This window comes from Sinobaca sp. H24 (assembly GCF_023845525.1).
Genome location: NZ_JALBWT010000042.1, coordinates 28,709 through 40,163, shown reverse-complemented (window position 1 = coordinate 40,163; position 11,455 = coordinate 28,709). Strand labels below are relative to the sequence as shown.

Below are 11,455 nucleotides of genomic sequence, written 5' to 3'. Positions count from 1 at the left end.
GAGCCGATGCGGTCATTCTGGGAGATCATGACGCCTCTGTCTTTTGCTTCTTCGTGTCCAGCTAAGAGGACAGCGTTATACAGATTAAGCTCTCCGTCTGCCCCCATCGCCGTATCCGGCCTCATTGCGCCGACCATAACGACCGGCTTTTCGCTGTCAACGACGAGATTAAGAAAATAAGCCGTTTCCTCCAGCGTATTCGTACCGTGCGTAATGACCACGCCGTCGGTGTCATCGGAAGCAAGCTGTTCATTTACTTCCTGAGCCAGGCCAAGGAGGATGTCATTATCGATGTCGTTACTGCTGACACCAGTAAAATCCTGGCCGGTTACATTGGCAATATCGTTAAGTTCAGGTACTTTTTCGATTAACTCGTTTATTTCTATTTCGCCTGCAGTGTAGTCTGCCAGGTCCGTTCTTTCGTCTCCTACAGCCGCAATCGTGCCTCCAGTTGCGATGATTTCAATATTCGGTTTGCTTTCTTCAGCTGCCTCAGGTGCCTCAGCCGTTTCGTTATTTTCTTCGACCGCAGAATCAGCTTCTACCAACCCCACAGGTTCGCCGGTATACACCGCCCATGCACTTAATCCTAATACCGATGCCAGAGCTACTGGCATTACTGCCGCCTTATGTTTCTTCCTCATAACTGATCGCTCCCTTGTATGTAGTTGTTTCAAGTGTAGCGGATTTTGAGGGAAACATGACAAATTGTGTGACATTTTATAACAATTAATCTTTGCGACAGTAAGTCAAAATGGATGTTGATAGTATCGATTACTACTATCATTTTGTATGAAAGTGTAACAATATGGAAATAAGAAAAGAGCATCTAAGTATAAAAAAGTGGAGGAGATACGTATGGCATCATACAAAGAATTAGTACAAAAGCTGAGTCTTGCAGAGAAAGCAAGCCTGTGTTCCGGACAGAATTTCTGGAACACGCAGAACATAGATGAGCATCAGATTCCCGGATTTATGGTAACTGACGGTCCGCACGGTCTTCGCAAGCAGGGGGGCAGTGCTGATCACCTGGGACTGTCCGACAGCGTGCCGGCTACGTGCTTTCCAACAGCGGCAGGACTGGCGAGCAGCTGGGATAGAGAGTTGATGGAAGGGGTTGGACGCCGTCTGGCGCATGAAGCAGGAGCCGAAGATGTAGCGGTGCTGCTCGGGCCGGGGATTAACATCAAACGTTCTCCGTTATGCGGGCGTAATTTTGAATATTTTTCAGAGGATCCCTACGTGTCCTCCGAAATGGCATCCGCCTATATTAACGCCGTGCAGCAGGAAGGAATTGGTACGTCTTTGAAGCACTTTGCGGTGAATAATCAGGAATACCACCGTCTGACCGTTGATGCCCGGGTGGATGAGCGCACGCTTCATGAGATTTATCTGGCTGCATTTGAAGCAACTGTCAAAAACAGCCAGCCCTGGTCAGTAATGTGCTCCTACAATAAAGTAAACGGTGTTTTTGCTTCAGAAAACCATAAGCTGCTGACGGAACTGCTTCGCGACGACTGGGGATTTGAAGGATTTGTCATCTCCGACTGGGGCGCTGTCAACGAACGGGTGCCGGGCCTCAAAGCCGGAATGGACCTGGAAATGCCGTCCAGCGGCGGCGTGGGAGATAAAGCAATTCAGGACGCTGTTGAAGATGGAACGCTGGATGAAGCCGTGCTTGACCGCACCGTAGAGCGGATGCTTGCTTTTGCAGACAAAGCGGAAAAAGGCCTATCCCAAAAGCGGAGCGTGGATAAAAAGGAGCATCATGATTTTGCGGTGCAGACGGCCGCGTGAATCCGTCCGGCAAGCTGGCAGAAACCTTCCCGGTGACGCTGCAGCAGAATCCATCCTATCTGCATTTCCCAGGCAATAAAGACAGCGTGACCTACGGCGAAGGATTGTATGTCGGTTACCGCTACTACGATGCCAAAGGAGAGACGCCGCTGTTTCCATTCGGCTACGGGCTGAGCTATACGACCTTCTCCTACAGCAGCCTTCGGGTTGACCAGAAGGAATCCGGAAGTACCGATCTTACAGCAACATGCACGATCACCAATACCGGATCCAGGGCAGGAAAAGAAGTGGCCCAGCTGTATGTAACGGATCAGGAAAGCATGCTGGAACGGCCGGAGCGGGAGCTGAAAGGCTTCACGAAAGTGTATCTGGAGCCCGGTGAATCCAAAGACGTAACATTCGAATTGAATGAGCGCAGTTTTTCTTATTATCATGATGGCTTTGCCCGGTGGATTGTGGAACCCGGCACGTTTACTTTATCTATAGGCGCGTCTTCCCGTGACCTTCTCCTCCAGACGGAGGTGGAGATCTCAGAAGATACCCGTCCGATGACCGAGATACACCGTAACTCCACGATGGGGGAAGTGGCGGCTCATCCTGACCTCAAGCCGGTACTTGAGGAGCATCTGTCCTCTCTGGCCTCTAATAACCTATTTGCGCAGCAGATGGTAGAAGACGGCGAAGCAGCCGATCCGATGATGGAAGCCATGATGAAGGAAATGCCGCTCCGCGGATTGATTAATTTCAGCAGCGGCCATTTTACCGAGCAGAACCTAAGAGACCTCATAGAAGCATGCAACGCTAAAATAGATTAACAACGAGAAGAATCCGCAGCGAGGCGGGTTCTTCTTTTTTAATAGACACAAGAAAGACAAAAATGAAATTGAAAGCGATTTCCCATAGTGGTAAAATAGAGATAGGTTAAACTAGTCATCAGATGACCTGATCTTATGAATTAGATTTCCTATTATGTGCTTTACATATAGGTGAAATTTTTTATAGGGGTTAATCTGATTCCTAAAAATGAAAGCGCATTTTTATCCGCTGAAGGAGATACCGTTATGCTAATGCTGACCGCTTTAAGCGCCGTTATTTTTCCGTTTCTTTTCTTGTTCTGCTGCGCATGCCTGCGATTAAGGGAATGTCGCTGAGCGCCGCTATTGTTATTGTTCTGGCGGTGCTGTTCTGGGGCATGGAAAGCCGGGTTATTTTGTCTTCGATTCTGCAGGGAGCCCATAAGACGCTGACGATCCTGCTGATCTTATTTGGCGCACTTGTTCTGCTGAATACGCTGCGGAAAAACGGCGCGGTGGACCGAATTAACCAGGGATTTCAGAGCATATCGGCGGACATGAGGGTGCAGCTGGTTATTGTAGCCTTTTGTTCGGATCGCTCATTGAAGGAGTGGCTGGATTTGGAACGCCCGCGATGATTACGGCACCGCTGATGGTGGCGCTTGGATTCAAGCCGCTTGCGGCTGTCGCAACGGCTCTTATTGCGGACAGCTCGGCTGTTGCATTTGGTGCAGTGGGAACGCCGGTCATTGTCGGCCTGAGTACGCTTGACGAAGCCGGAACTGCCTTTTTTCAGGAGGTTGGGGTGACCGTGACGTTAATTGATTTGTTCGGCGGCACCTTTGTACCTTCCATTTTGGTTTTTGTGCTCGTGCTGTTTTTCGGTAAGGGAAAAGGGGTCAAAGAAGTATGGCCTTTGCTGCCATGGACACTGATGATCGGTGCGGTGTATACGAGCTCTGCGCTTTTGTACGCATCTCTGTTCGGTCCGGAATTTGTAGCGATTCTTGGTTCTCTTACTGGTCTTACGGTCGCAGCAATCACCGCCAGAAAAGGCTGGCTGCTTCCAAAAGAAACGTGGACGGATGCGCTGCAGGATGACTTTACGATCGATACGGAAAAATCAGACATGAGCCTGCTTACCGCCTGGTCGCCGTATGTGATTGTCGTCATATTGCTGCTGCTTACGAGAGTCGTACCGCCGCTCGAGGAATTTACGACCAGCGCGATTAACTTATCATGGATGAACATATTAGGCGTGGAGGGAGTGAACTCGGAGTGGGAGCTGTTGTACTCTCCCGGTGCTATCCTGACGGTAACTGCAATTCTCGCTGTACTGATCCACCGCCGCTCGTTCCGCAATTTTACCGCGTCGGCGAAAGACGCGTTATCGACCATTAAGATAACCGGGATTACGCTGTTTGCGACCCTTGCGATGGTGCATGTGTTCAGCAACTCCGGCATGAACGCTAATAATATTATCAGCATGCCTGAGTATATTGCCGAAAGCATGGCCGCGGCCTTCGGACCGATGTGGATCTTCGCGGCCCCGTTTCTTGGCATGCTCGGCTCGTTTATTACCGGCAGTGCCACCGTGTCCACGCTCACATTTTCTCCGATTCAATACAGCATTGCTGCCTCCACCGGCGTGGACGTCAATACAGTATTGGGCGCACAGCTCGTCGGCTCCGGCGCGGGGAATATGATCTGTATTCATAATGTGGTAGCGGCCAGTGCGGTTGTCGGCATGGAAGGAAGAGAGGGCAGTGTCATCCGCAAAACACTCGCACCTGCCATGATTTACGGCGTGCTCGCAGGCATCGGCGGCTTCATCGTGATGAATGTGTTTTGACGGTTGGCTTTGAAAGCGCTCCAGGGAAATGAAAAGATTATGTAATTCACGTCGCGAATAAATATTCTAAAATATCAAAACAAGAGATGGCAAAATGCCATCTCTTGTTCGATAATTATATTTCTTCTCTATGTTTTTTTGCTTCTTTTACTGAAATGTCTCCACGTAGTACTTGTAAATCTAATAAGGATTTTTGTAAATTGTTGGAGGTGTTTCCTTCTTTAAATTCCTGAATAGTTATATTAGTTTCCTCTATAAAATAAAGAATCCTCTCAATATGGTCTTTTGTTAAACCATACTGTTTTTTAGATAGTTGTTCCTTAGTAAAGAAGCGCCAATTCACTTTATCGAACTGAGCTGTCATCATTTTTCTTGCCCATTCCAAATCGGCAGGTGCTCCGGTGTTGACCGCATTAGTCAGTCTATCTATAATGATATCTTCCATTCCAATCATTTTGATTGTATAACCATTATAAAATACTTCAATTACATGATTCTTATCCCCTTTAAACTCACCAGAAGGAAATTCAACATAAATGGCTAAAGAAGAATGGACAAAGTGTCGGTCTACTTTTTCAAAACCAAGAGCTTTCATAATTTCTACAATCTTAGCTTCTTCATCAGAAAAAATATCCAAGTCTCTTGTTGTGTATTGGCCATCAGAGTAAAGTTCAACAGAAGTTCCTCCTACTACAATAGCTTCGATGTTATGAATGGTAAATTGTTCATTTAAAATACCAGCAACAGTTAGAAGAATGTCTCTAATAGATTCATTAGGATTCTCTAACTCGTTTTGATATTGAACCAATTTTTCCAATGCTCGGCGGGAAGATAAAAAATTTATGCTGTCAGTCACTATTTCAAGTTTCTTTCAGATTCGAATTTTTTGAGATAGTAAGCTTCCTCAGGGTCTCTTGGCCTGGTGCGCTTCATTTCTTCTTCTGGGTAAAAGGAAGCACGTGAAACAGCTTTTATCAAAGCTTGATTTTTAGAAGTCGATTCATCTATTTGCTTTACTGTAAATGAACGCATGATGTATGCTCCCTTCTAATTTCTTTCTATTATATAACATGCAGCAGAAGAATGGTCTGGAAAATACAATGGAATAGACAGCTTCTTTTTATATATATTAGAGATTTTGACTTTCCGATTTTCTCTCTATATAATAAGCAGTACTGAAGGAAAAGGAGGGTTGTTAAAAATGACTGCAGCTATTAGATTGCGCCTTACCGCTTTGAACAAGTAATTTTATACGTTCAAGGGCTCTGCATTTTTCAGCAGAGTAAACGGGAGCAGTCTGCACATTTTTAATAACCTTCACCGGGCTTAAGAGTATCCAGGGAAGAAGGGCAGATTTTTCTGCTTTTCTTTCTTTTTTTTATGACTAAAACCAGCAGGATTTGTTCTTTTGTTTGCTCTGAAGTGTATTTATACAAAAAAGGGGAAGTGAAAATAATGAATAAACAGCAAGTAAAGCAGCTTGCCGCACAAAATGGACTGGATGTAATAGAAGACACGCTGCAGGCAAATGAATCAGGTCTGGATTTTCAGGTGTTTCACGCCGAGGACAAAGCGGGAGAAAAGTGGATTCTGCGTATTCCACGCAGAAGCGATTCGATGGCAAAAGCGAAGCAGGAAAAAGCCGTGCTCAATGCGGTAAACTGCTATACATCGATTGAAGCGCCCGACTGGCAGGTTTTCACAGATGAACTGGTTGCGTATAAACAGCTCGGCGGCGTGCCTGCCGGGACGATTGATCCAGCTATCCAAAACTATGTGTGGCAGTTTGATATCGAAAACAGTCCGGACGCTTATCATACCTCATTAGGACGACTGCTTGCGGATCTGCACCGTATGCCTGCGGCACACGTGAAAGAGGCAGGTATCGTTATGCATGACCACATTGAAGCGAGACAATCAATGGCGGCGAGAATGGAAAAGGTCAAGCAGACTTTTGGTGTGAGCCGGGAGCTGTGGGAGCGCTGGCAGAAATGGCTTGCTGATGATGTTCTCTGGCCGGACCATACCGGGCTGACGCACGGCGATGTGCACCCGGGCCATATTCTCATTAATCCGCAGGCGGAAGCGACCGGATTGATTGACTGGACCGAAGCGGCGGTAACCGATGTGTCTCGTGATTTCGCAGCGCATTACCTTATTTTTGGGGAAGCTGGTCTGAATAAAGTAATCGATGCCTATGAGAAGGCGGGCGGCCGTACGTGGCCTCGCTTGGTAGAGCATATTACGGAACTAAGAGCGGCTGAGGCGGTCGTTGTCGCAGAATTTGCCCAGTCTTCCGGCCTGAAAGAGATGGAAGACATGGCCAGGCAGATGCTGGGAGTGGCGGATCCGCAGTAGAATTACGAAAAATAGAGAACGCCGTCCGTTTCGCTTTCTAAGCGTTATGGGCGGCTTTTTATCATCGGATAGCTGAATTGAAGTATTTCCATTCCGTTTTTCTGGAGAAAATACGTTATAATAGGCTTTGATTCACCTATTTTAAAATACAGCAGTTAAATAAAACGATAAATCGTTATACATATTTCGTAAGAACCCGGAGCAGGACAGAAAGCGGGTGAGAGAGATGAATAAATTGGCAGACATCCGTTCTTACGATATCGATACACTCAAAAAAGACAGCCTTGCCAGCCTGACGCTGCTGGTGATGATTATTCCGCAGGGAATGGCATACGCACTGCTTGCCGGCGTGCCACCGGAGATGGGGCTTTACGCGGCCACGATTCCCATGCTCGTCTATGCACTGCTTGGCTCTTCCCGGCATTTGTCTGTCGGCCCGGTGGCAATCACGTCACTGCTCGTGTTTACCGCTGTTTCCGCTTATGCACCGGCGAATTCCGGTGAATATATTCAGTATGTAATTGTCTTAGCCGCCATGGTTGGGCTTATCCAACTGTTGCTGGGGATTGGTAAAGCCGGATTTATTGTGAAATTTATTCCTCATTCGGTGTTCAGCGCCTATACGTCCGCTGTGGCGATTATTATTGGATTGAGTCAGCTGAATCATCTACTCGGGGTAAACTCGGAAGGAAACCTGCGCGCGCATGCGATTCTTTACGATCTGGGCAGCCAGTGGAACAGCATTAACGGCTATACCGTGCTGCTGGGTACCCTGAGCCTCCTGCTGATATTGTGGCTGAAAAACAAATGGCCGCGGCTTCCGGCGCCTTTGCTGGCGATTGTTCTAGCGATCGGAGCGGTCATATTTCTCGGCCTGCAGGATGCCGGCGTTGCGATTGTCGGACAGATTCCGGCAGGACTTCCTATATTCGCTCTGCCGGGAGTAACTGGAAGCATGGTAATCAACCTTCTCCCAATGGCTGTAGTCATTGCATTAATGGGCTTTATGGAGTCCCTTTCCATAGGACGTGCCATCAGCAAAAAAGAACATTACGCGGTGCGGCCGAACCAGGAGCTTAAGGCGCTCGGAATGTCGAACCTGGTCGGTTCCTTTTTCCAGGCCTTTCCCGTGAACGGAAGCTTTTCACGGACGGCCGTCAATCACGAAGCCGGCGGACAGACGAAAGCGGCATCCGTACTGACTGCCGTCGGTGTGCTGATCGTGCTGTTGTTTTTTACCTCGATGTTTTACTACCTGCCCAATGCCGTGCTTGCCGCGATTATTATTTCAGCAGTATACAAACTGGTCGATGTGCATCAGGCGAAGCACCTGTTTGACGTTCGGCCGCTGGAAGGCTGGGTCTGGGTGCTGACGTTTTTTGCAACGCTGGTTGTCGGTATTCAGTGGGGCATTATTATTGGAGCAGTGTTTACGCTGCTGTTTATTATCCGGCAAAGCATGCAGCCCAATATTGCGGAACTCGGCTACTTAAGTGAAGAAGGCGAGTTTCGGGACCGGCGCCGGTTTCCAGAGGCGCTGACCTTTCGAAATGGAATGCTCCTGCGGATTGATTCCAACATTCACTTTGCGAATTACTCCTACGTAGAAGAACACGTCCGGGAGCTCGCTGAGAAGCGGCCGGATATTTATTGGATGGTCATCGATATGTCCGGGGTGAACGACATGGACACCTCTTCCGTCGAACAGCTGGAGGAATTCCTGCTGCAGCTCCAGCAGGAAACCGGCATGTCCTTTTATCTTGCTAATGTAAAAGGCTCCGTCCGGGACACCATCGCGAAAGCAGAATGGAGAAAAGATCTCCGGCAGCGGGTCAGCTACCAGAGCGTCGAGCATATTCTCGAACAGATGAATGTGCGTCTGCCGTCTCCCGGCGAAAAGAGACGTGCAAAAGGTCCGAATGACTTTATGATCTAGAAACAGCCATTCCTGGGAAAGAGGGATGGCTTTTTTGATATATGGAAGGTTATCTTGTCATTCTAAGTAAATTTTAGTACAGTATACTTAGTTTGGTGAATGAATTAAGTGAAATGAAATGTAAACGGTATCAATAAAAGGGGGAGCATGAACGATGGTTACCAGGCAGCCCAAAGCTTCTGTCACGATTGATAAAGATTTTGTGATTTCCACGATAGATAAACGAATATACGGGTCCTTTATTGAACAGCTGGGAAGGGCGGTCTATGGGGGCATTTACGAACCAGATCATCCGGAGGCCGATGACCAGGGCTTCCGCCGGGACGTAATGGAACTGGTGAAAGACCTGCAGGTGCCGATTATCCGCTATCCGGGCGGCAACATGGTGTCAGCCTATAACTGGGAAGACGGAGTGGGGCCGAGAGAAGAAAGGCCGAGACGATTGGAGCTGGCCTGGAGAACGATCGAAACGAATCACGTAGGAACCAATGAATTCGTAGACTGGGCGGCAAGGGCCGGCAGTGACGTAATGATGGCGGTTAACCTCGGCACAAGAGGAATAGATGTGGCAAGAAATCTGCTGGAGTACTGCAATCACTCCGGAGGAACCTACTACAGCGATTTAAGGAAAAAACACGGCTATGATAAGCCTCATGATATTAAAACATGGTGTCTCGGAAACGAAATGGATGGCTCGTGGCAGCTTGGCGGAAAAACGGCGGAGGAATACGGACGTCTGGCGTATGAAACAGCAAAAGCCATGAAACAAGTGGATCCTTCAATTGAATTGGTGAGCTGCGGAAGCTCAGGTGCTGATATGCCGACATTCCCGGAATGGGAAGCAGCGACGCTGTCGCATACGTATGAATTTGCTGATCATATTTCGCTTCATCAATACTACGGCAACCACGAAAATGATACGGCGAACTTTTTAGCCAAATCATTGGATATGGATCAGTTCATACGAACGGTCGTTTCCACGTGTGATTACATTAAGGCGAAAAAAGCGCAGCAAAAAAACCGTTAACCTTAGCTTTGATGAATGGAACGTCTGGTTCCACTCCAGTGAAGCCGATCAACAGCTGGAGCCTTGGCAGATTGCGCCTCCTCAACTGGAGGATGTGTATACGTTTGAAGATGCCCTGTTAGTGCGAACATGCTTCATACTCTGATTAACCATGCGGACCGCGTAAAAAATTGCCTGCATGGCACAGCTCGTTAACGTTATTGCACCAATTATGACGGAAACCAGGGCAAAGCCTGGAAGCAGACGATCTATTATCCCTACTATTATTTTGTCCGTATACGGCCGCGGCAAAGCGCTCCAGCCGATTATTCATTCCGACAAATATGATTCCAAAGAGTTTACGGAGGTGCCTTATTTAGATAGTGCCGTCGTATTAAATGAAAAAAAAGGAATTGGTGCTGTTTATGACAAACAGGCATCTGGAGGAAAAATTAATCGGTTACCTATGACCTTCGTTCTTTGAAAAAGCAGAAATTATCGAGCACATCGTTTTGGAACATGACTATCCAAAAGCTGTTAACACGAAAGATAAAAAGAAGTGGCCCCTCATAACAAAGAATGCCGTAATGGAAGAGACCATGATGAAGGCTGAACTGCCTCGCATGTCATGGAATATGGTGCGGATTAAGTTGTAACCAGAAAAAATCCAGACAAGATAACTAAAAAATCAGCGGTATAATAACCCGCTGATTTTTTGTATATGTGAGATTATTCATCTTATAATTTAATCGCGTTTTCTATATGCTCCCGGTGAAATTCCGTATTTTCTTTTAAATACACGATGGAAATATGGATAGGTACCGAAACCGCAGTTTTCTGCTATTTTAGATAGTGTCATTGAAGTGTACATCATTTGATTAACCGATGCTGACAATCGGATATCCATGGCGTAATCGATCATAGACTGGCCAAGGGTGCTTTTAAATAAGTAGCTGGCTCTTGAGACACTCAGTCCTACGTGCGATGCAACTTGTTGAATAGTGAAATTGTAAATCGCGTATTCTTCAATATAATGCATCATTTGAGTAACAACATAAGGCCTGTGTGAAGTGAGGGATGCTTCCTGAATCGTTCTTTCCAAATACAAACAAAGCGTTTGAAACAGCTGCCGGATCAAATCCTTATCCATTTTTTGGAGGACAGGACGCCGAATTTCTATAATGAGGTGATTCCATAAAGAAATTAATTTTGAATCTAACCCAATTCGAGTAAAAGAAGAGCATTTAGTCCTCTCCCACCATTGATCCATCCATATATTATTACAATACATATAATAATCCCCACTAGGCGTTTTAGAGTCTACTGTTAACTCATAATAATCCCAGGCTTAGCTAACAGAAGATCTCCTTTTTTAACAGAATGCCAGGTTCCATTTAAAAATATTTTGCTTTTTCCTTCCGTTTGTAATCTAAGTAAGTAGTTTTTCAATCCATAAATGTGGCTGTTAGAGAAGCTTTTATGATGATAAGAGTAATCACAATAGATGTCCGTCATATATATCACTCTCCCTTTTTTTAAATCAAAAGTAAAATAATGCATGTTTTGATAATATCATCTATATAATTTTCAGAATAGTTGCTATAACATAAAAATAGAATCAAAACGCAATAAAACCCTTTAAAGAAAGGAGTAGAAGAGATTAAATTTTTTTTAATAGTTATGTAAGCGCTACCAACAATAGGAGGACTAAC

General features: G+C 46.3%; 8 protein-coding genes and 3 pseudogenes. 6 read left to right on the top strand and 5 right to left on the bottom strand.

The genetic code is table 11. From position 1 onward, the window contains the following. A partial coding sequence (locus tag MMY81_RS29180; RefSeq protein WP_252315586.1) for an asparaginase domain-containing protein occupies positions 1–617 on the bottom strand: 617 nt, incomplete at its 3' end. A 241-nt stretch (positions 618–858) separates the two neighbouring features. On the opposite strand from MMY81_RS29180, the pseudogene MMY81_RS29175 reads away from it, so the two are divergent. Further along, positions 859–2,612 (top strand): annotated as a pseudogene (locus MMY81_RS29175) (glycoside hydrolase family 3 N-terminal domain-containing protein). Positions 2,613–2,858: 246 nt separating this feature from the next. Beyond that, positions 2,859–4,443: pseudogene (locus tag MMY81_RS29170) on the top strand (L-lactate permease). A 115-nt stretch (positions 4,444–4,558) separates the two neighbouring features. On the opposite strand, the gene MMY81_RS29165 reads toward MMY81_RS29170, so the two are convergent. Both MMY81_RS29165 and MMY81_RS29160 read right to left on the bottom strand, forming a co-directional pair. After that, positions 4,559–5,299 (bottom strand): nucleotidyltransferase, encoded by a 741-nt coding sequence (locus MMY81_RS29165; protein ID WP_252314192.1) that lies wholly within the window; start codon positions 5,297–5,299, stop codon positions 4,559–4,561. Next, positions 5,299–5,475, bottom strand: a complete 177-nt coding sequence (locus MMY81_RS29160; protein ID WP_252314193.1) for a hypothetical protein — start codon at positions 5,473–5,475, stop codon at positions 5,299–5,301. Before MMY81_RS29160 ends, MMY81_RS29165 begins: the two co-directional genes overlap by 1 nt. Positions 5,476–5,898: 423 nt before the next feature. Between MMY81_RS29160 and MMY81_RS29155 the strand changes: the two genes are divergently transcribed. The 4 genes and pseudogenes from MMY81_RS29155 (at position 5,899) to MMY81_RS36375 (ending at position 10,227) form a co-directional block, all read left to right on the top strand. Further along, a complete protein-coding gene (locus MMY81_RS29155; RefSeq protein ID WP_252314194.1) occupies positions 5,899–6,801 on the top strand; it encodes a macrolide 2'-phosphotransferase in 903 nt (300 codons plus the stop codon). A gap of 226 nt (positions 6,802–7,027) precedes the next feature. After that, positions 7,028–8,737 carry a SulP family inorganic anion transporter gene (locus tag MMY81_RS29150; protein WP_252315585.1) on the top strand — a complete coding sequence of 570 codons (1,710 nt, stop codon included), beginning with the start codon at positions 7,028–7,030 and terminating at the stop codon, positions 8,735–8,737. Positions 8,738–8,891: 154 nt separating this feature from the next. Further along, positions 8,892–9,764, top strand: coding sequence for an alpha-N-arabinofuranosidase (locus tag MMY81_RS35975; RefSeq protein WP_252315584.1), 873 nt, complete (start codon positions 8,892–8,894; stop codon positions 9,762–9,764). Then, positions 9,721–10,227: pseudogene (locus MMY81_RS36375) on the top strand (alpha-L-arabinofuranosidase C-terminal domain-containing protein). The gene MMY81_RS35975 and the pseudogene MMY81_RS36375 overlap by 44 nt, the downstream one beginning before the upstream one ends. Before the next feature lie 261 nt (positions 10,228–10,488). Here MMY81_RS36375 and MMY81_RS29135 read toward each other — a convergent pair. After that, complete coding sequence (locus MMY81_RS29135; RefSeq protein ID WP_252315582.1) at positions 10,489–10,893, bottom strand: helix-turn-helix transcriptional regulator; 405 nt, start codon at positions 10,891–10,893, stop codon at positions 10,489–10,491. Positions 10,894–11,069: 176 nt separating this feature from the next. Further along, positions 11,070–11,258: an AraC family ligand binding domain-containing protein gene (locus tag MMY81_RS29130; RefSeq protein WP_252315581.1), complete on the bottom strand. Its 189-nt coding sequence runs from the start codon at positions 11,256–11,258 to the stop codon at positions 11,070–11,072. Positions 11,259–11,455 lie beyond the last annotated feature (197 nt).